The 21,816-nt window shown below is 70.0% G+C and carries 11 protein-coding genes; all 11 read left to right on the top strand.

What is annotated here, in order from left to right; translation table 11 throughout:
* Positions 1-350: 350 nt before the first annotated feature.
* Positions 351-677, top strand: a complete 327-nt coding sequence (locus JK363_RS26900; protein ID WP_201877946.1) for a plasmid stabilization protein — start codon at positions 351-353, stop codon at positions 675-677.
* A gap of 270 nt (positions 678-947) precedes the next feature.
* Positions 948-1,463: a DUF6328 family protein gene (locus JK363_RS26895; RefSeq protein WP_201877944.1), complete on the top strand. Its 516-nt coding sequence runs from the start codon at positions 948-950 to the stop codon at positions 1,461-1,463.
* A 717-nt stretch (positions 1,464-2,180) separates the two neighbouring features.
* Positions 2,181-2,909, top strand: a complete 729-nt coding sequence (locus tag JK363_RS26890) for a 4'-phosphopantetheinyl transferase family protein (protein WP_307821886.1) — start codon at positions 2,181-2,183, stop codon at positions 2,907-2,909.
* A gap of 200 nt (positions 2,910-3,109) precedes the next feature.
* Positions 3,110-3,553 (top strand): cold-shock protein, encoded by a 444-nt coding sequence (locus JK363_RS26885; RefSeq protein ID WP_307821879.1) that lies wholly within the window; start codon positions 3,110-3,112, stop codon positions 3,551-3,553.
* A 226-nt stretch (positions 3,554-3,779) separates the two neighbouring features.
* Positions 3,780-4,148 (top strand): hypothetical protein, encoded by a 369-nt coding sequence (locus JK363_RS26880; protein WP_201877932.1) that lies wholly within the window; start codon positions 3,780-3,782, stop codon positions 4,146-4,148.
* Positions 4,149-4,410: 262 nt separating this feature from the next.
* Positions 4,411-7,236 (top strand): ATP-binding protein, encoded by a 2,826-nt coding sequence (locus JK363_RS26875; protein ID WP_201877930.1) that lies wholly within the window; start codon positions 4,411-4,413, stop codon positions 7,234-7,236.
* Between the two features lie 187 nt (positions 7,237-7,423).
* Positions 7,424-9,997, top strand: a complete 2,574-nt coding sequence (locus tag JK363_RS44280; RefSeq protein ID WP_201877928.1) for an AAA family ATPase — start codon at positions 7,424-7,426, stop codon at positions 9,995-9,997.
* 5 nt (positions 9,998-10,002) lie between these two features.
* On the top strand, positions 10,003-12,798 hold the full coding sequence (locus tag JK363_RS26865; protein ID WP_201877926.1) for an AAA family ATPase: 2,796 nt from the start codon (positions 10,003-10,005) through the stop codon (positions 12,796-12,798).
* Between the two features lie 562 nt (positions 12,799-13,360).
* On the top strand, positions 13,361-14,068 hold the full coding sequence (locus tag JK363_RS26860) for a LuxR C-terminal-related transcriptional regulator (protein WP_215911323.1): 708 nt from the start codon (positions 13,361-13,363) through the stop codon (positions 14,066-14,068).
* A 57-nt stretch (positions 14,069-14,125) separates the two neighbouring features.
* A complete protein-coding gene (locus JK363_RS26855; protein ID WP_201877919.1) occupies positions 14,126-17,191 on the top strand; it encodes a helix-turn-helix transcriptional regulator in 3,066 nt (1,021 codons plus the stop codon).
* A 307-nt stretch (positions 17,192-17,498) separates the two neighbouring features.
* A partial coding sequence (locus JK363_RS26850; RefSeq protein WP_201877917.1) for a type I polyketide synthase occupies positions 17,499-21,816 on the top strand: 4,318 nt, incomplete at its 3' end.

Genomic DNA, 21,816 nt, shown 5'->3' with positions numbered 1-21,816 from the left:
GTGCCAGGGGAAGCGAGCTGCGCGCCGATGGGAGGCTGAGGAAACGGCGTGCGGTGCCGGGCGCCGTACAGCACACATAACCCCGGGGTTCCCAGCAATCCGGGCCCCACTCGTACGACCGAAGCCCGAGGCGCTGGGCACTCCCGGCCGCGATGCCGACGTCGTCCGTCCGGGAGGTTCCGGACTTCGACCCCGGGGAACCCGTCCTAAGGTTGAAGACGGAGAAAGCAAGCCGTGTCCGCCACCGGACCAGCATCAGGTGCCCGGGGCGATCGCCCGGAGCGTTGCCCCTTCATCTGGAGGTCCGATCGGGCGAAGGCGGCGCGCCGACGGGAAAGAGAGGCTGAGCCATGCCTGCCGGATCCAGCCGCAAGCGTGAACGCCAATACGAGCACATCAAGAAGGGTCAGGAGGAGCGCGGTACCTCCACCTCCCGGGCGAAGGAGATCGCCGCCCGGACCGTCAACAAGGAACGCGCCCGTGCGGGCGAGGCCAAGACCGCCAGCAGGACCTCCGTGAAGGACCCGAAGTCCGCGCCGGAGCGGGGCGGGATGCGCTCGCACAGCGGGGCGAAGGGCCCCACCCGTGATCAGCTGTACAACGAGGCGAAGCAGCGAGGCATCGAGGGCCGCTCCCAGATGAACAAGGAGCAGCTGGCGAAGGCGCTCGGCCGCTGACACGGGGGCTCATGTGGTCGCAGGCGGTCGGGCGGCCAGGCGGCCGGCTCCACGCCTCGCGTACGCGTGGTATTCGCTCCAGCGCTCGTCGGGGCGTAGGTCGACCGCTGCCCGCGTCGGCCGTACTTCCCTCTGCTGGGCCGGTCGGGCATGGGGAGCGCGGCGGGAGCCCGGGTTCTCTGGAACGGCCGTTGTCTGCGCGCCTCGTGACGACCGGACCGCGCAGTGCCGACCGCCCAGGAACGCGTGGGCGGAAAGGGAGAGCCGCCGATGCATGAGGACCCTCGGCCCTCGACCGGCCGCAGCGAGTCTCCGGAGGAGCGGGCGGACCGCAAGTGGGCCGAGCTGCTGCAAGAGGTGAGAGTGACCCAGACGGGTGTGCAGATCCTCTTCGCTTTCCTGCTCACGGTCGCCTTCACGCCGCGTTTCGCGGAACTGGGCGCGACGGAGAAGGTCATCTACATCGTGACCGTTCTCCTGGGCGCGGCGGCGACCGGTGCGCTGATCGCCCCGGTCTCCTTGCACCGGTTTGTCACGGGACGCCGACTGAAGCCGGAGACCGTGGTCTGGGCGTCCGGGTTCACACTGGCCGGGCTTGTCCTGCTGTTGTTCACCGTGGCGTCGGCGCTCCTATTGATCCTGCGCGTCGTGGCCTCCGACAGTGTGGCCTTGTGGCTGGTGGCCGCAGTACTGCTGTGGTTCGCCCTCTGCTGGTTCGTCCCCGCCGTCTTGCTCCGGCGCCGCTCGCGCAAGGACCGCCTGACGGTGCGGAACCGCTCGCGCTAGGCGAGGCGTGCCAGGGCAGGGGTGTGCCCCCGGTGGCATGGACGATCTCCGCGGTGATGTAGCCGGCCTGCTGCGCGGCCAGGAACACATGGGCGGGGGTGCCATCTCGGCGGGCTGTGCGGGGCGGCTGTCCTCCTCACGGTGGCTCGCCCTCAGTCCCGTACGATGCGGTGTCCGTGCCGGGGGTGTCGCCGGGGCCCGGGGGCTGCACCAGCCATGTTCACGACCCGCTCAACGTTGTCAGCCGTGGACTGCACGGCATCGGAGAGCATGGCTACGCGCCCACGACCGCGTCCGATGTGCGCACCCTGACCGATCCGGCAGCCCGCTACCCGAAGGTTCCGTCGGCCGAGCTACTGCGTCTGTCCCGATCAAGGCGGCGGGGGCACCTCGCTGGAGCAAGCGCCGACATTCACCGTGCCCGAGGCGGACCACTATGTGATCAGTGGGCTGCGAGGCGGCCGTACGGCATCGGGCGGGTGCATGCACATCGGCTGCGCGGCCGGTCCGTCGAGCGCACGACGGTCTCGTTCTCCACGGAAGTCTGGTCATTTTCTCGGGCCCAGGCGTCCCATGCCCCTTTCGGTGGGCCGGACGGCGAACGGGGCCTAGGCTCGCCCTTGCACGGGACAGCGAGGGTCGTGCGGGTTCGGCACATGGTCAGGGCAAGTGGCTGGAGCAGCGGCGATGGCAGGGGAAACCGCAAGCGGGACGGCGTTGCTCGGCGCGTTGCTGCCGGACACCGTCTCGGTGGCCGAGACCTTCGGCCAACCACCGGCCGGTGCGCTTCTGCCCCCGGAAGAGGACCTCGTGGCGCATGCGGTCGACAAGCGGAAGCGGGAGTTCGCCGCCGGCCGCTGGTGCGCCCGCCGGGCACTGGCCGGTATCGGCTCGCCGCCCGTACCGATCCTTCCCGGGCCGCGCGGCGAGCCCCGATGGCCGTCCGGCATCACCGGCGCGATCACCCACTGCGAGGGGTATGCCGCCGCTGTCGTCGCGCCCAGCACGGAGCTGCTCGCCCTCGGCATCGACGCCGAGCCCGCGAAGCCGCTTCCGGACGGGGTGTTGGAGGCCGTGGCACTGCCCGATGAGCGCGCCGGGCTGCCGCTGTACCGCCCCGGATCGCCGCCGCTCCCCTGGGACACCCTGCTGTTCAGCGCCAAAGAGGCGGTGTACAAGGCGTGGTTTCCGCTGACCGGGCGCCCGCTGGGGTTCGAGGATGCCTTCCTCACCTTCGACCCGGTCGGCGAAACCTTCGCCGCACGGCTTCTGGTACCCGGATGGCAGCTCGGTGACCGCGTCCTGAACGGATTCGAGGGGCGCTGGGCCGTACGGTCGGGCCTGGTGATGACCACGGTCACGGTACCCGCCGCCGTTCCCCGCACCGATCCCGCCGACGCTCCCATGGGTCCAGGTCTGGATGGCTCTTCATGGCACACGCGGTGACCGTGCGCGCTACGGCCCATGGGCCTTACGACACCATGAGGAAGCACCGTGCGAGGGGCCGGACGGCGGTCAACTGCCGTGCCCCGCCCGTCGAATGTCGGCCCGAGGATTTGAGCGGTATCCGGTGCGGGGTGTCAAAGACCGGCTCCGGGACGTGTGTTGGTGACAGTGTGTAGTGGTTGATGTGAGGGGAAGCTGTGGTGGCTACAGGTACCGTGGTGCGCTTTGACGACGTGCGCGGATATGGCTTTATCACCCCCGATTCCGGCGGTGAGGATGTCTTCGTACATGCCAATGACTTGAGGGACGAGAAGCATCTGTTCCGCAGTGGACTCCGGGTGGAGTACACGGCGGAGGTGGGGGAGCGCGGGCTCAAGGCCAGCGATGTGCAGATGTTGGAGCAGCAGCCCGCGCGGGCGGTCGTCGTACGGCGGCCGACTCCGGTTGCCGCGGGGGCGGAACGGGCGGTCGCCGCGGATTCCGACGAGGACCTGATGTGCGACGTCCTGTCCCAGGCTGAGTTCCGGAACGAGCTGACCGAGGCGCTGCTCGAAGCGGCGCCGTCGCTCACCGCGGCCCAGCTCGTCCAGGTACGCAAGCGCGTGCTGGAACTGGTCCAGGCACACAACTGGATCGACGCCTGACCCGCCGCCCCGGTCACGGGGCGGAAGCAGGGCGGATGACGCGGTGATGCCCGGGTGCCTTGGGGCCCCGGGCATCACTGTGTCTCCCTCCCCGACGGCTCGGGCCGTCTACGGGCACGTCCGCCCGGCCCCCTGCCGGCGTGCGGCACCGCGAGGCGGGGCGCGCCAGGCGATGGACCGCTGTCGCGGGTGGTCACCGGGGTCGAGGAGGTGCCTCGCGTCGGTCGTGGCCGAAACTGATCAAGCGGCTGCAATGGCCCCGGAGGATGGGTGGCGATTGGCCCGAGAAGCCCTTTCGCTGTTGACGGACGATCGGTCAACGAACGTGCGGGAGCGGATGATCCGCGGACGGTATGAAATTCTCCAGGAAACCTGGGTCTTGCAGATCCGTATTCAGATCCCGCGGATTTCTCCGCAGCGTCGCATTCACCGCTCGATTCGGGATCCGCGGAGCCTCGGCCGTCCCGCATACGTCACCACGGTGATGTCGGGCACATGCCGCGGCGATGGGAACACCTATCGCTCCCGTATCGAGAAGCGGACCGCGCCGGGCACCGCGCACCGGTCCATCGAGCGATACAAGAACTGCGGATGAACAGCAGGAGAAGGGACTCGACTGACTTCTCCTGACCTGGCCTCTGAGTGCCCCGGGGGGAGCCTGATTCCATGCACCATACGAGCAAGTAGTGTTACGGACAGTTCCGTGCACGCCCGAGGTGAAGGCCGATGGGCACCACGGGGTCCGTAATCCGGACACCCGAGCCGGTATTATCGGCCAGCAAGCGAATCGGCATCCAAACTCATCAACATCAACGGCCAGTTGACGTCCCCCCGCAATGCAGCACACAGGAGTCTCGATGGCCGCTCATAGCAGCGTGCAGTCGCAAACAGCCACGGAACTCATCGGCCGGGACTGGGAATTGTCCCTTCTCGTCGAACGCGCCCGCCGGGCGTCGCCCGGCGCGGGTCAAGCGGTGCTGGTCCGCGGCCCGGCCGGTATCGGCAAGACCCGACTGCTCTCCGCCGTGCTCAACGAACTCGAACCCCTCGCGAAGACGGTGCTGTCCGTCACGTGTCCGGAAGGCCGTTCAACGGGGTACGAAACCGTCCGTGGCTTGTTCGAGCCGTTGTGGCGCACCGGGGACGGCCCCGCGAGCTCCCCTCTGCTCAGCGGCAGCGCCCGCCTCGCCCTCCCCGCGCTCCTGCCGCATACGGAGGAGACCGGCCCAGCCGACGCGTACGCGGTCATGTACGGCCTGCACTGGCTGACCGCCGGGCTCAGCGCCGACGGCCTGGTGGTGCTCGCCATCGACGACATCCAGTGGTGCGACGAGACCTCCCTGCGCTGGCTGGGATTTCTGCTCCGCCGTGCAGAGGACCTTCCGCTCCTGGTGGTGATGACCCAGCGCACCGGCGCTGATCAGCCCGAACTGCTCGACGAGATCAGTGACGCCCTGGGCTGTCTGACCCTGGATCTGCCTCCGCTGACCGCCGATGCCGTCGGCGACGTCCTGCACTCCGCGTTCGGCGTCGAGACCGCCCCGGCATTCGTCGCCACCTGCACGGACATCACCGGCGGAAGCCCGTTCCTGCTCCAGCGGGTCGTCACCCGGCTGCGCGCCGAGGCGATTCCGCCCGGCGTCGAACAGGTGGCCCTGCTCGACGAGCTCGGGCGGTGCGTGGTCACGCGGTCTCAGCTCGACCGGCTCCCCGAGGACGCCTACGCCGTCGCCAAGGCGATCGCGGTGCTGGGCGGCGAGAGCATCGAGATGACCGCGGCCCTCGCCGGCACCCGACCGGGCCCGGCGGGAATCGCGGTGGAGGCGCTGCGCGCCCAGGACCTGCTGCTCGGCGACGGCGTCGACTACGCACACGACCTGATCCGGCAGGCGGTGCTCGACGCGACCCCCGCCGAGGAACTCGTGGCCCTGCGCCGGCGCGCCGCGCGGCTGCTCAACGACGCCGGCCGCCCGGCCGAGGAAATCGCTGTCCAGCTGATGCGGCTGCCCGGCGACCCGACGCCGTGGATGGTCGGTGTGCTGCGCGCGGCAGCCGCGAGCGCGGAGCACCGGGGCGCGCCCGGTGTCGCCGCGCGCTACCTCTCCCACGCGCTCAAACACGACCCGGACGACGTGGGCCTGCTGGCCGCCTCCGGCAAGGTGCTCGCACAGAGCGACCCGGCCAAGGGCCTCGAACACCTGGAGCGCGCGCTCGGCCTGGTATCCGATCCACGGATCCGAAGCCAGTTGGTGGTGCAGTACGCCCTGACCTCGCTGGGGGCGCAGAATTCGCTGCGGGCCTTCGCGTTGGTGGGGGAGACGCTCGACACCATCGACGCCGAGCTGGGCGAGAACCCCGACCCGGCGGACCGCGCCCTGCGCACGCTCGTGGAGTCCGTGTACCTGCTCTCCGGCCTCGACGAGAAGTCCACCGTGGAAGCGGTGAGCCGGCGGTTCGCCGACTACGTTCCGCCGCCGGGAGACACCCCCGAGGAACGCCAGCTGCTGGCCATGCTGTCCTCGCTGGGCACCCTGAAGGCCAGGCCCGCCCCGGAGGTCGCCGCCCAGGCGCGCAAGGTCCTGGACATCGGCGAGATCGCACCCGGCGGATGGGCGGTGCTGGGTTCCAGCCTCTCGCTCTTCCTCGCCGACGAGATCGACCTCCCGCTGCGCGCCCTCACCGACCTGATCGAGCACGCGCAGGGCCGCGGTGAGGCGTGGACGTACGTCCTCAGCACCAGCGTGCGCGCCGAGGTCCACCTCTGGGCGGGCAATGTGGGAGAGGCGCTGTCCGACGCGCAGAGCGCCTTCGACGTGATGGTGCAGGAAGCCTGGGCCCCGACCGTGGTGATGCCGCAGACCGCCCTGGCGGGGGCGCTGATCCGCCGGGGAGAGCCGAAGCGGGCGCAGGATCTGCTCGACCTGGTCACCCGGCCACGACTGGACCGGTTCGCCATCGAATACCACCACTTCACGATGGCGCGGGCACGGACCCGGGCTGCGCTGGGAGACCTGGAGGGCGCGCTCACCCACCTTCTCCACTGCGGCGACAGCCTGGCCGAGGCCGGCATCGACAACCCCGTACTGGCCCCCTGGTGGCTCGATGCGGCGGAGGCGCTCGCCGGACTCGGCCGCGCCCACGAAGGGCTGGATCTCCTCGAACGGGTGGAGGAGCCCGTACGACGCTGGGGAACCTGCCGGGCGCTGGGCATGATCCGCATGGCGCGCGGTGTGCTGACCGCGGGAGACTCCGGGATCGACCTGCTCATCGACGCGGTGAACATGCTCGCGGACTCCCCCGGCAGACTTCAGCAGTCCCGGGCGGAGTACCTGCTCGGCCGCAGACTGCACCGCCGGGGCGACGCCGAGGGCGCTCGCGAACGGCTGCGCCGCTCGATCGACCTGGCCGTGCTGTGCCGGGACAAGCAGCAGCTGGACCAGTCCCTGCCCGCGCTGACCGAAGCCGGCGGGCGGTTGTGGCACGGCACCGACTCGCCCGCCGACGCGCTGAGCGGCAGCGAGCGCCGGGTCGCCGAGCAGGCCGCCGCGGGAGCGACCAACAGGGAGATAGCCGAGTCACTGTTCCTCACCCAGCGGACCGTTGAGTTCCACCTCACCAGCGTGTACCGGAAGCTCGGCATCCGGAGCCGCCTGGAGCTGCCTGCCGCGCTGATGAGAGTTTGATGAGACCGTTCCAACGCCGACTTCGGGCTGTGACCAGCGGAGTTGTAGTGTGGAAAAGCATCGCTTCCGGCGGGGAGCGACCGGTGGCAAGGGGGTACGAGGTGGCGGCGCGCAACGGCCACAGGCGGCTCGGAGCCGAAGCGGAAGCCCACCGAGCCGCGGGGACCGGTGCCGGGCGGCTGCCCCGGTGAGCCCCGCATCCCGCGACACCCAACTCGTGGGCCGCGACACCGTCCTGACCCGGCTCGACGAAGTGATCGAGACGCTCACCGCCGGCGAGTCGGGCGTCCTCGGCCTGACCGGTCCGCTCGGCGCCGGACGCAGCGCGCTGATCACCCGGGCGGTGGCCCGGGCGCGGGCCGCCGGAAGCGCCGTCGGCCACGTCCGCTGCTCACCGGTCGAGTCGCAGCTCCCGTACGCCGCCATGAGCCACCTGTTCATCGCACTCCGCCCGCCGCCACGCGTGGTCGAACTGGCGGCCATCTGCCTCCGCGGCGGCAGCACCGAGGCCTTGATAGCGCTGCTGTGCGACGAGTTCCTCGCACTCGCCGCGGACCGCCCCCTGACCCTCGCCGTCGACGACGTCCAGTGGGCCGACGTGTGGTCGCTGCACTGGTTCGCCGCCATGACCCGCCGGGTCCAGGACGCCCCGGTGCTCCTCATCGGGGCGTCCCACGGCCCGCTCTCCGGCCACCTCGGCGAGGACTGCATCGTGAACACGGGCTGCGCCGCCGTTCACGAACTCCCGCTGCCGCCACTGACTCCACAGGATTCCCAAAGGCTCCTCACAGCGGTGGTGGGACGGGAGGTCGACGCATCGGTGGCCGCCACGGCGACCGATCTGACCATGGGCCGCCCCGCCGTGCTGCACGCCGTGGCCGAACACTTCGCCGCCCGGGACCTGCCGCTGACCCCCGAACGGGTCGGGGAGCTGACACTGGCGGCCCGCAGTGCCTGGTCCGAGCGCAACGCCCGGGCCGTCCGGGGCCTGCCCGCCGACGCGCTGGCGTTGCTGCGCGTGCTGTGCCTCGGAGGAGGCGCCACCTTCGAGTACGAGATCGTCGGTTCCCTCACCGGCTTGGGTACGACCAGCCTGGAGCGCGCACTCGACATACTGCTCGCCGCCGGGCTGGTGACCGGCCCCGACGCCCCCCGGCCGGCCTGCTCCTCGCTCCCCGAGGATGTGCTCGCGGGCATGGACGCCGTCGAGCGGAACACGTTGTGCCTGCGGGCGGCGGAACTCGGCTGGAAGGTGGGTGCCGACGCCGACACCGTCGCCGGCCTTCTCGGCGCCGCACCCGCGACCGGCCTGCCCTGGGCCCCCGAGGTGCTGGCCGAGGCGTCCATGTACCGCCTGCGGCAAGGCAGGCCGGACTCCGCGGTCGCGGCGCTGCGCCGCGCCCTGCGTGAGCCCATGCCCGATGCCGACCGGGCGCGCCTGCTCAACCGCCTCGCCTCGGTCGAGGTCGCGACGGCGCCGCAGGCCAGCGACGGCAGGCTGTGCCAAGTCCTGGTGCGCTACCCGCACCGCGAGGTCTTGCCGTCCGTCGTCGAGGCGGCCGACCTGCTGCTGAGCCGCGGCGACGCGGCGACCGCACACCGAACGATCGCGGACGCCTACCGGGCTTGGAACGGCTCCATGGCGGAAGAGACCCGCTCCCCGCTGCTCGCTCTGGGCCGGCTCGCACAGGAAGAGTCCGGCCCGGAACCGCGTGGCCCGGTGGCCCCGTTGCCCCCGCCCATCGAGCGCCCGGCGGACCCGGCTCAAGCCGCGGTGCTCGCCTGGCAGTTGGCCACCCGGGCCGTGGAGCCCGACCGGGCACGGAAGCTGGCCAGGGCCGCGCTCACCGCGTACACCGACCTTCCGCTGATGTGCCGGATCGCGGCATCCAGCGCACTGCGGTGCACCGACGACCAGGAAGCGGCCCTGGCCGGACTGGACGCCGTCGTGGTCGAGGCGCGCAGACGCAACGCCCGCGCGAGCGCCGCACAGGCACTGCTCCATCGGGCGCGCGTCGCGCTGGGTGTCCACGGCGCCGAGGTGGCACGGCAGGATCTGGCCGCCGCCGCTCGGGAGCTGCCCCTGAGCTCCTGGCATCCGATGCTGCTGGCGCGCTTCGTGGCCGGCGAGATCGTCACCGAACTCCGTTGCGGGAGGCTGGACGACGCGCAACGGGCCGCGGCCCGCCCGCTCGCCGCGGGGGCGGACCAGGGCATCGGCTGGGGACTGCTGTGCTACGCGAAGGGCGAGCTCTGCCTCGTGACCGGCGACCCCGAACGTGCCCTGGTGTACCTGGACGAGTGCGGCAGGCTGCTGCGTGCTCGACGGTGGCGCAATCCGATGCTCGTGCACTGGCGGTCGACGGCCGCGTTGGCCCACCGGATGCTCGGCGCTCCCGAGAGCGCCGCCCGGCTGCTCGCGGAGGAGCGTGCGCTGCTGCACGGATGGGGCACCGGCGGGGCTCTCGAGCGAGCCCACGCACGGCTCACGGACATGCTGAGCGCGTTCGGCGTCGAGCTCCCCGCCGCACCGGAGACGATGGAAGAGCCGGAGCCCCTGCCCCTCGCCGAGCTGGCACCACCCGAGTGGGACGTCCTGCAACTCGCCCTGAGCGGACTGGCCAACCGGGAGATCGCCGACGAACTCGGCGTCGCCACCCGGACCGTGGAGCTGCGACTGACCAAGGTGTACCGCAAGCTCGGCGTCCGGGGCAGAACAGAGCTGGCGGCCCGCTTCGCCCCCGCGGTCCGGAAGGTGTGAGACCCATGCTCGTGCAGCGGGAATCCGAACTGACCGTCCTGCGCCAGGCCTTGCGGCAGGCCGAGTCCGGTGAGGGAGCGCTGCTGCTGCTGGAGGGCGAGACCGGGGCGGGCACGACGGTCTTGCTGCGTGAGCTGGCACAGCTCGCCGAGGACTCCGGCGCGTGCGTGCTGCGGTCCAGCGGCGCACAGGGCGAGCGTGACCTGCCGCTGGGCGTCGTACGCCAATGGGCGCTGCCCCTGCTCACCTCGCCGGAGGACGTGGTGCCCGCCCCTTCGCGGGCCCTGCTCGGCGCCGTGGAGGACGGGAGCGGAGTGCACGAGGTCATCGGCGTCGATGTGCTCACCCCGGTGCTCTACGGTCTGTACATCCTGATGGTCGGTCTCAGCGGCAACCAGACTGTAGTGCTCGTGATCGACGACCTGCACTGGGCGGACGAACCATCGCTGCGCGCGCTGGCCTTCCTGGCCGCGCGGCTGAACGGTACGCGCGTGCTCATCGGTGTGGTGGTGCACGACTGGGAGGGCACGCGGGACCCACACCTCCTCGAGATCATGGGCGCGGCGACCCATCGGCTGCGCGCGGAACCGCTGCCCAAGGAGGCGACGGCGAAGCTGCTGTCCTCGTGGCTGGGTGACGGCTGCGCCACCGCGTTTGCCCTGGCCTGCCACGATGTGACCGGCGGCAACCCGAAAGAGCTCCGTGTGCTGCTCGACCGTGCCGTGGGGCAGCGGTTGCGCGGAACAGCGGCGGAGGTGGCGCGGGTCCGTGACCTCGGGGCGTCGCTCCAGGCTGAGCGGATGCTGCTGCGGCTGCGGCGCGATCCTGCCATCGCAGCCTTCGCCAAGGCGGTGGTGGTGCTGGCGGACCAGGCGACCGAAGAGCTGGTCGAGCGGCTGAGCGGGGTGAGCCGGCAGGACAGCCGAGCCGCGCAGGCGGCGCTCCGGAAAGCCCTGGTGCGCGGCGGATCCGGCAGACTCGCCTTCCGCGACCCAGCCATGACCCAGGCGATCGCGGAGTCCCTCGGAGCGGAGGAGTACTCGCGTCTGCACCGGTCCGCCGCGGCCCTGCTGGAGGAGTGCGGCGCCGAGCCGGAGGAGATCGCGGCGCAGTTGGTGCACGTTGCCGAACTGCCCGACCGCTGGGAGATCGCTCAGCTCAGGGCGGCGGCGGTGGCCGCGCGGAGACGGGGCGCACCCGAGGATGCCGTTCGCTATCTGCGCCAGGCCCTGCTGGACCTGAGCGTCGACGGCCGCAAACGCGCCGAGCAACTCGCCGAGCTGGCCGTCGCCGAGCTGGAAGCCGAATCGGACTCGGCGGTCCGGCACCTCGCACAGGCCGCGCGGCTGATGCCGGACCACCGCAGACGCGCCGCGGTGCTCTCCTGGGCACCGCCGCACGTGGTGGGCCGCGACACGCAACTCGCCGAACTGGTCCGCGAGGTCTCCGGGCGGTACGGAGCCCCCGAGACCCTGCACGGTGACGACCGGGAGCTGGCCCTGCGAATGGAGGCGCGCTCGCGCTACGCGGGGATCCAGGACCCCGCGGTCCTGGCGTCGGCCGGAGAACGGCTGATGGCACTCGGGGACACCACCCCGGTCGGCATCGGAGAGCGGGAACTGCGCATGGTGCTCCTGCACTCCGCGGTGCTGAGCGGGCAGGTCGGCTGCCGGGACGTGGTGAGGATGGCACGTCAGGTACTCGACCATCAACCGACCAACTCACTGCAACTCAGCTCCGCTCTGCTGACCCTTCCCTGGGTGCTGTTCGCCGCAGACGCCGGAGACGCCGCCGCGTCCTGGCTCGATGCGGCGCTGGCCCACGTCCGGCGACAGGGCCCCCCGACACTCATCGCGATCGCCGAAGCACAAAGCGGGCTGGTGCTTCTCGGCCGCGGTCAGGTTGCGACGGCGCGGGAGAGCGCGCTGCGCGCGGTGGCGCTGGCCGACCGGGATGTGCCGGAGTCGATGGAGACGGCGGCTTTCTCGCTGGGCGCGGTCGCGGTCGAGCAGCGGGACCTCACGCTGGCCGGGCAAGCGGTGGAGATGACGGCCCCCTACGGCGACCTGCTGATGTTCGCCCTGCGGCGGCATCTGCGGGGCGAACTGGCGGCGGCGCGCGGGGACCTCCCGGCGGCGCGGGCACAGTTCCTCGACTGCGGTCGTCTGCTCGACCGGGCCGGATGGCTCAACCCGGCCGTGTCACCGTGGCAGGTCTCGGCGGCGCTGATCCACCACCGGCTGGGCAGGACCGCGGACGCGGCCGAGCTCGCCGAGGACACTCACCGGCGTGCGGAGGCCTGGGGCGCTCCGACGGTGCTCGGCAGGGCGTTGCGGGTGCGCGGGACCGTGACCGACGGACCACAAGGGACCGTATGGATGCGGCAGGCGGTCGAGGTGCTCCAGGACGTGGGCACCACGCTGGAACTGTCCCGGGCTCTGATCGCGCTCGGGAAACGCTTGCAGCATACGACCGCGCCGGCCGAGGGCGAACGGCTGCTGACCCGCGGCCGACGGCTGGCCGAGCAGGTGCAGAGGTCCGGATCGGGCGCTCGGGACAGAGGACTGGTCGGTGCTGCCGCGGCTGCCTCGGCCCCGATGGTCAGATCCGTGCTCACCCCTGGCGAGGCCACTGTTGCGGAATTCGCCGCACGGGGTCACAGCAACCAGGAGATTGCCGACCGGCTGGAGATCAGTAAGCGTGCGGTCGAGAAGCACCTGACGCGTTCCTACCGGAAACTCGGTATCGAGGGCCGGTCCGCGCTCGCCGCAGCGCTCGCGGGTGAGAGCCGTAGCGCATGAGCAGCGCCGGTCCGAGGCACAGCCTTTCCGGCAGGCGCCTTCCGGGGCAGGAAGAAAGCCTCGTGGAACTGGCGAGGAAGGGACAGCCTTCTGCCCCGGGCGGCCTTTGGTCGCACGATGGGTCTCTCGCTCTCGGGTAGCGGGACGGCTCTCCCTGTATGAGGAAGGACCGGGTTTCGTCGCACAGCAATTCTAGCTATGCGCGTAGACAATAAAGAAAATGTCAAAGGCGGCATATTCGCCCGGTGTTTCGTGTGCCGTCAGATGGCGGTCGACCTGCGGTATCACCCGCTGCATGGGGGGCGGCGTCGCGTCCGCACCGAGTCGGCATTTCCGTACGTCAGCGGCGCCCGTACCGCGAGGAACCGTACCGCGAGGAACCGTACCGTGCGGCACCGAACCGTACGGTCCGAAGCCCGCAGTATTAAGCGGGAAAAGTTTCCCTCAGTCCGCTGAGCTTGACTTCTGATCGATATCTATAGACGATGAAAATCGGGGAGGGACTTCTTGGAGCAAAGAAGTCGGTCGCTGCTGGATCATCGGCCTGTGGGGAGCCGAGGAAATGGTCGACAAACTCGTGAGTAACACCAGTCTCGCATCAAAAGTAATTATCCCGGAGATAACTCGGGATCGCTGCTCGGAGCAGTATCGCGACATTTATTGGTCGCTCTTCGAGCAGTCCGGACTCTGCATGGCGAACCTCGATCTCGAACTGAGGATCCAAGAGGCCAACCACCTCTTCTTGCAGCAGTTCGGTTGGCATTCAGGCGATATTCAAGGGCGCGATATATGTGAATTCATGCATCCGAGTGTCCAGGGCAAGCTCAAAAATGAATTCATTCGCCTGGCCGACGGGCAGAATGCGCGCTTCGCCGACCAGATCGTCGCGATGGGGGCCGAGGACCTGATCTTCCAGGGTGAGCTCACCGGCATCGCGGTGCGCGGCAGTGTGGGCAGGGTCGACACGATCATGGTGTTGGTGCAGCCACAGGAAGCCGAGAGCGGCCCACAAATGATCACTGACCGCCGGAAGATGTTCAGCCCCATGCATGCCCGGATCCTGGAAGGCGTGGCCGCGGGCGAGTCCACGGTGCAGCTCGCAGCGAAACTCTTCCTCAGCCGCGGCGGTGTCGAATACCACGTGACGTCCCTGCTACGGAAACTCAAGGTCACCAACCGGCCCGCGCTGATATCGAAGGGCTACTCCATGGGCGTCTTTTCCGTCGGCCAGTGGCCGCCGCGCGTATGCCCCGAGTACGTATCCTCATAATCCACCGCCCGCTGCGCGGGGCCGGATTCCAGAAAACCCGGAGCCGGGAAAGGACTTGTGCTGATCGAACGTGAGCGCGAGCTCGCCCTCCTACAGCGGACGCTGCATCGCAGCGCCCGCGACGAGCAGGGCGCGCTCGTGACCGTGTCGGGCCCCTTCGGAGTCGGGCGGTCGGCCCTGCTGGGCGAACTCGCCATGCGGACGCAGCCGTCCGAGGCGCTGGTGCTCCGCGCCGGGGGCGACCGTACCGAGAGCGGAGCCGTGTTCGGGCTCGCCCGACGCATGCTGCTCGGCAGGGATCCGTACGCCGACCCGCCGGTCGGCGCGACGGAGGAGAACGAAGCACTCCGACTGCGCGACCTGACGCTCGGCCTCGCCCGCCGCCAACCGCTGCTGCTGCTCTGCGACGACCTGCGCTGGGCGGACGCGGCCTCACTGCGCTGGCTGACGCTGATCGGCGAGAAGCTCTCCGACGCACCGGTCGTGATCGTGGCCGTGTCACCGCATCCGGGCGACCCGGCGGCACACGCACCACCGTTGAAAGACCTCCTCGCCCGCGCCACGGACCAGGTGGCACTCCGGCCCCTGTCGCCGGACGGAGCGTCCGCGATGGTCTCCCAGGCCCTCGACAAGCCGGACCCGGCACTCGTCCGCGCCTGTGTCGAGATGTCGGGTGGCAGACCGCTGTTCCTTGCCACGCTGCTGAGCGAGCTCCGCCGAGCCCGACGCCCGCCCATGCTCGAGCACCTACAGGCGCTACGGCCCGCCGCACTTGGCCGGCACGCTGTACGGGCCCTGGCCGAACTGCCCGAAGCAGCACGCCAGACCGCCACCGCGCTGGCATTCCTCGGCCCGAGGACCGACACGCTGTACTCTCTGGCCCGACTGACCGTGGCGCAGGGCACGGCCGCACTGGACACGCTGGTATCGGCCGGTCTGCTCGCCACCGGCCCGGACCCGCGGTGGGCCCACCACGCCATCGGCGACGCCGTCAAAGGCTCCCTCGACGCCGTGACCCGGGGGCACTGGCACGCAAGAACCGCCCGCACCCTGCACAACGCGGGCAGCCCGTCCCCGGTGGTGGCGAAACACATCCTGGCCATGGGCGATCCGCCGGGCGGCTGGCAGATCGACGTACTCCGGACCGCCGCGTGGGCGGAGTACACGGGCGGAGACCTCGGTCTGGCGAGGAGATACCTGCTGCGAGCCCTGCTCGGCTCCGCCGCTCAGGGCCACGAGCGTGCGGAGCTGCTCGTGGACCTGGCCAAGGCCGAGCTGCCCGTGGCCCCGGTCAGCGGGATCCGGCGCCTGACCCAGGCGCTGCCACGACTGGCGACACCGGCCCGACGCACCCATGAACTCGCCCGCATCCCCGTACTGGCCTGCGAGCTCCCGCCCGTGGGGCTCACCACCCAGCTCACCGAAGCGGCCTCGGCAGCGGGCGATCCCGCGCTGCTGGACGGCACCGAACGGGAGACCGCGCTCGCGCTGGACGTGCGTATGCGCTTCACACACTTCGGACACCGCCGGTGGTTCACCGAGACTGTTGGCACATTCCGGCGCGAAGGTACGCCCCGTCCACTGCGGACGGCCGCCGATCGGGACCGGTCCGCCCTGCTCGCCTACGCCGGCATGCTCGCCGGAGTTGACCACGGCGCGGCGGGCGCCCTGGCCGGCCAAGCACTGCACGCCCAACCACCGGAGGTGCAGGACCTGCGCACGGCTGTCCCCCTGGCGGCCCGCACCCTGCTCGCCGCCGACCAACCCCACCAGGCCGAGACCTGGCTCGCATCGGTGGCCGAAGCAGCCCTCCACACCCACGGTGAGCGGGGCACAAGCACTCAATTCGTCCGAGCGGAAAGGGCCTTCCTCCTGGCCCGCCGCGGCCGGCACGGCGAAGCGGCGCTCCTCGCCGCTGACGCCCTGACGCACGCCGACCCCGAGTTCACCCAGGTCACGGGACGCTGCTGCGAGGCGCTGGCCCTGATCATCGCCGAAGGCGGGCAACCCGATCTCGCATGGCACGCCCTCGCCGCATTCCGCGCCCAGGGCAAAGCCCTGCTCGTGCCCGCCATCCGACACCTCGTCGACGGGATGCTCGCCTTGCGGATGGGGGCTGTGGCCACCGCACTCGACCATCTACTGGAAGCCGGGCGGGAACACCAACTGCGGGGCTGGACGAACCCCGCCCTCATGCCCTGGCGTTCCTGGGCCGCCCAACTGCACCATCAGCTCGGACGCCCCGACCTCGCGCAGGCCCTCGTCGCGCACGAGTACGAGCTCGCGACGGCCTGGGGCGCGCCCAGTGCCGTCGGACGCTCGTTGCGGGTCTGGGCCGCGGTAACCGAAGGCCGGGCGGGGACCGAGCTGGCGCGGCGCGCGGTGGAGATCCTCAAGGACTCCGTCGACCGGAGGGAACTGGCCAAGGCGAAGGAGCAGCTCGGACACAAGCTGTCCGGCTCCGGCCGCACGGCTGACTCCGACCGTACTGCTGCCCCTGACGGTGCTGACGTCTCCGTCGGCCGGGCCGCGGTCTCTGACGACGGTGCCGGTGTCTTGGGCGGTACCGGCCTCGTGGGCAGTACCGGCGCCTACGACGGTGCCACGGCTCTTGAGGGCGCCGTGGCTCAACAGGGCGCTGCGGCTCGTGACGATGCCGCGATCTCCCGCCGCGCCACTGTGCCCCACCGTGCCAGTGGCCCCCACCGCGCCGCCGCCACCGACCGGGCCGACGCCTCGGCCCAGGCCACTCTCGCCGCGGACCTCACACCGAGCGATCCGCCGGAGCCTCCCGGTGTGGCCGACCCTGGGCCTCCCCGGACCCCCGGCCCACGGGAGGCCACCGCGACCGTCGCCGCACTCACCCCCGGCGAGCGCCGGGTCGCAGTGCTGGCGGCGGCCGGTCGCGGAAACCAGCAGATCGCGGCCGAACTCGGGATCAGCCTCCGCGCCGTGGAGAAGCACCTCACCAAGGTGTACCGCAAGTTCGGCATCGCCGGCCGTGCTCAGCTCACGGAGCTGGCTCTTCTCGACAGTTCCGAAAGCGGGGAGAGCGCCGACGGCGGTGGCCACGACGGTGGCGGACCCGACACCGGTGGCGGCGGGACCAACACCGCTGACTGACTCCGAACTTCTGCCCATGACTACGGTTTTTCCCGTGATCGTCCGATGAGACTCAGCGCATGATCTGTGGGAGTCACCATGTCGGCTGAGCCGTCCCCCGCGATGGTGTGGACAGGCATTGCGACGCCGTCGACCGGGGGACATGTGCCGAAACCTGGGCGGACGCCGAGCGTGCGCCAGGTCCCGTGCAAACGCCGTACCCCTGCCGTACCGCACCGCCACGCGCACCAGCCCGCGCGTGACGTGTGAGGGACAACCGTCCTCGGGTGAATATCCGCTCCAGCAACCGCCGTTGAGATGAGCTGAGATGGACAACGAACAGAAGCTCAGGGACTACCTCAAGCGTGCCACCGCAGATCTTCGGCAGACCCGACAGCGGGTGCACGAGCTGGAGGCGGCGGCCCAGGAGCCGATCGCCATCGTCGGTATGTCCTGCCGCTATCCGGGTGGGGTGTCGAACCCCGAGGACCTGTGGCGCCTGGTCGCCGGCGGCGAGCACGGTGTCGGTGGCTTCCCCGACGACCGGGGATGGGACATCGAGGCGCTCGCCACGTCCTCCACCACATCCGGAGGCTTCCTCTACGGCGCCACCGACTTCGACGCGGACTTCTTCGGCATCTCACCTCGCGAAGCCGTCGCCATGGACCCGCAGCAGCGGGTCCTCCTGGAAGCGGCCTGGGAGGCCTTCGAGCAGGCGGGGCTCGACCCGATGTCCCTCCGGGGCAGCGAGACCGGTGTGTTCATGGGCGCCATGGCCCAGGACTACCGTGCCGACGAGGGGAACGGATTCCAACTCACCGGCAACACAGGCAGTGTGCTCTCCGGCCGGATCGCCTACACCTTCGGCCTGACCGGGCCCGCTCTGACCGTGGACACCGCCTGCTCGTCCTCGCTCGTCGCCTTGCACCTCGCCGACCAGGCACTGCGGGGCGGTGAGTGCTCACTCGCACTGGCTGGTGGCATCACGGTCATGTCGAGTCCGGCGACCTTCGTCGAATTCAGCCGCCAGGGCGGGTTGTCCCCGGACGGGCTGTGCCGATCGTTCGCCGAATCCGCCGATGGCACCGGCTGGGCGGAGGGTGTGGGCGTCCTTGTCCTGGAACGGTTGTCGGACGCACAGCGCAAGGGACATCCGGTCCTGGCGGTGATCCGCGGCAGCGCGGTCAACCAGGACGGTGCGTCCAACGGTCTGACCGCGCCGAACGGCCCCTCGCAGCAACGGGTGATCCAGCAAGCACTGATCAACGCCCGGCTGTCGGCCGATCAGGTCGATGTCGTCGAGGCACACGGCACCGGCACAACCCTGGGTGACCCGGTCGAGGCCCAGGCACTGCTCGCAACCTACGGCCGGAACCGGGAGGAGACCCGGCCGCTTCTGCTGGGCTCGATCAAGTCGAACCTCAGCCACACCCAGGCGGCGGCCGGTGTCGCCGGTGTGATCAAGATGGTCATGGCCATGAGGCACGGAGTGGTGCCGAGCACCCTGCATGTGGACACGCCTTCGTCCCATGTGGAGTGGGGCCAGGGCGCTGTCCGACTGGTCACGGAGAACGTCGACTGGCTTGAGAAGAATGGAGACCGGAGGCGGGCGGCCGTCTCGTCGTTCGGTATCAGCGGCACCAACACACACGTGATCATCGAACAGGCACCGGATGCCGAGCTCCTCGCGCGTGCGAGTGGCGGGGCGGACACGGAGCAGGCGGCGGATGCGCCAGGGGCGGTCGTATCGGATGCGGTGGGGGACGGGGCGCGAGACGTGGTGCCTCATGTGATGCCTGTGCTCCTCTCCGGTCGCACGCCGGAGGCGCTACGCGCGCAGGCGGCGCGGCTCCTTGCCCACGTGGGTGGTGACGGCGACGGAGACGGCAACGGTGTAGGCGATGCCGATTCCGGGCCGCTGAGCATTCTCGATACCGCATTCTCCCTGGCCACCACACGGTCGTCCTTCGAACAACGTGCGGCCTTCGTCGCCTCCGACCGTGACGAGTTCATCGCAGGTCTGACCGCGCTGTCGATGGGGGAACCGGCACCCGGGCTCATCCAAGCGGGCACAGAGCGGGGTGCATACAAGTCGGTGTTCCTGTTCTCGGGGCAGGGCGCGCAGCGGTTGGGGATGGGCCGGGAGCTGTATGACCGGTTCCCGGTGTTTGCCGAGGTGCTCGACAGTGTGCTTGCGCAGCTGGACGGTTCTGTGCGGGAGGTGATGTGGGGTGAGGACGCGGAGGCGTTGAGCCGCACGGGTTGTGCGCAGCAGGCGCTTTTCGCGGTTGAGGTGGCGTTGTTCCGTCTGGTGGAGTCGTGGGGTGTGCAGCCGGACTTCGTGGCGGGGCATTCGGTGGGTGAGGTGGTGGCGGCGCATGTGGCGGGTGTGTTGTCACTGGTTGATGCGTGTGTGTTGGTGGGGGCGCGGGCTCGGTTGATGCAGGCGTTGCCGTCGGGTGGGGTGATGGTGGCGATCCAGGCTGGTGAGGGTGAGGTGGTGCCGCTGGTGGAGGCGTCGGAGGCGGCGGGGCGGGTGTCGGTGGCGGCGGTGAATGGGCCGTCGTCGGTGGTGATCTCCGGTGAGGAAGCGGCGGTGCTGGAGGTCGCTGCTTGTTTGGAGGCTGAGGGGCGTAGGACGAGGCGGTTGGCTGTCAGCCATGCGTTCCATTCGCCGTTGATGGATTCGATGTTGGATGAGTTCCGGTCGGTGGTGGAGGGGCTGGAGTTCGGTGCACCGTCGATTCCGGTGGTGTCGAATCTGTCGGGTGCTGTGGCTGTGACGGAGGAGATCTGTTCGCCGGAGTACTGGGTGCGGCATGTGCGGGAGACGGTGCGCTTCGCTGATGGCGTCCAGGCGCTGCGGGCGGAGGGCGTGCGGACGTTTGTGGAGCTGGGGCCGGATGGTGTGCTGTCGGCGCTCGTGGGGGAGTCGGCGCCGGATGCTGCGGTGGTGGTTCCGGTGCTGCGTAAGGACCGGCCGGAGGAGTCAGCGGCGGTTAGTGCGTTGGCACAGTTGCATGTGAGTGGTGTGGCTGTGGAGTGGCGTGCGTTCTTTGCTGGGAGCGGGGCACGTCGGACGGATCTGCCGACGTATGCCTTTCAGCGGCGTCGGTTTTGGCCTGTTGGTTCGGTGGGTGTGGGGGATGTGCGGGCTGCTGGTTTGGTGTCTGCGGAGCATCCGTTGTTGGGTGCGGCGGTGTCGTTGGCGGATTCCGATGGTGTGGTGTTCGCGGGTCGTTTGTCGTTGGCGTCGCATCCGTGGCTGTCCGATCACGTGGTGATGGGGCACGTTCTGCTGCCGGGTACCGCGTTCGTTGAGTTGGCTGTCCGGGCCGGTGACGAGGTGGGGTGCGAGCGGATCGAGGAGCTGACCCTGTCGGCACCGCTGGTGCTGCCCGAGCAGGGCGCGGTGCAGATCCAGGTGTTCGTCAGCGCTGCCGATGACTCCGGGCGCCGCTCCGTCAAGGTCTTCTCCCGAGCGGATGGCTCGGCCCACATTCCGTGGACTCAGCACGCCATGGGCGTGCTCGCCGTAGCAGAAGAGCCGATTGACATCGACCTAGGTTTCGACTCGTCCGTCTGGCCGCCGGCGGACGCGCAGTCGGTTGACCTCGGGGACTGCTACGAGCAGTTGAGCGCGTCCGGCTTCCAGTACGGACCGGCGTTCCAGGGCCTGCGCGCGGTATGGCGACGCGGCTCCGAGCTCTTCGTAGACGTGGCTTTGCCGGAAGGCGTCGACACTGGCAGGTTCGGTGCTCACCCGGCACTGCTGGATGCCGTACTGCATGCCGCAGCATTCGCTGACAGCAACACGGAACGCGGCCTGCCGTTTGCATGGGAGGGAGTTTCCTTCCACGCCTTTGGGGCGGCGGCAGTGCGGGCTCGACTGTCTTACGGCGAGGATGGCGCCCTCGCGATCGCGATCGCGGACACGGAGAGTAACCCCGTTGCCTCGATCGCCTCTCTCGTCACCCGCCCGGTCTCCATTGACCAACTCAGCGATGACCCCACGTTGAGCCGCGATTCGTTGTTCCGGGTGGAGTGGACGCCTGTGGTCGAGCGGGCGGGCGCGGGTGTGTCGGGTGTTGCGGTGGTTGGTTCGGGTGTGGTTGTGGATCTTGGTGTGGTTGAGGGGTTGCGGGGAGTTGGGGTGGAGGTGGCGGCGTATCGGGATCTGGCTGCGTTGGCTGCGGCGGGTGGTGCGGTACCTGATGTGGTGATGGTCGGGGTCGATGTTGCTGTGGAAGTGGCGGCTGGTGGTGTGGTGGGTGGTGTGCGGGCTGGGGTGTTTTCGGTTTTGGAGTTGGTGCAGGAGTGGTTGGCGGACGAGCGCTTCGTTGATTCCCGGTTGGTGGTGGTGAGCCGGGGTGCGGTTGCTGCGCGGGATGTTGATGGTCTGGCGGTGGCGTCCGTGTGGGGTCTGTTGCGGTCGGCGCAGACGGAGCATCCAGGCCGGATTGCGTTGCTGGACCTTGCTGACGATGCGGTGTCGGCGCCTGTGCTGTCACAGGCGGTGGCGGTGGCGGTGACCGAGCCGGAGCTGGTGGTGAGTGGCGGTCAAGTGCTGGCTGCACGTTTGGCGCGGTTGCCACAGGGCGGAGCTGGGATGGCGGACAGCCTTTGGTCTGGGTCTGGGTCTGGGC

It is taken from the genome of Streptomyces coffeae, assembly GCF_016741875.1.
In the GTDB taxonomy this organism is placed as follows: domain Bacteria; phylum Actinomycetota; class Actinomycetes; order Streptomycetales; family Streptomycetaceae; genus Streptomyces; species Streptomyces coffeae.
Note: the sequence above shows the minus strand (reverse complement) of the source record. Positions and strands in the feature narration are given on the sequence as shown.

Coding starts and splice junctions, on each gene's coding strand:
- JK363_RS26900 (WP_201877946.1), top strand. CDS start 351: ATGCCTGCCGGATCCAGCCGCAAGCGTGAACGCCAATACGAGCACATC.
- JK363_RS26895 (WP_201877944.1), top strand. CDS start 948: ATGCATGAGGACCCTCGGCCCTCGACCGGCCGCAGCGAGTCTCCGGAG.
- JK363_RS26875 (WP_201877930.1), top strand. CDS start 4,411: ATGGCCGCTCATAGCAGCGTGCAGTCGCAAACAGCCACGGAACTCATC.
- JK363_RS26865 (WP_201877926.1), top strand. CDS start 10,003: ATGCTCGTGCAGCGGGAATCCGAACTGACCGTCCTGCGCCAGGCCTTG.
- JK363_RS26860 (WP_215911323.1), top strand. CDS start 13,361: ATGGTCGACAAACTCGTGAGTAACACCAGTCTCGCATCAAAAGTAATT.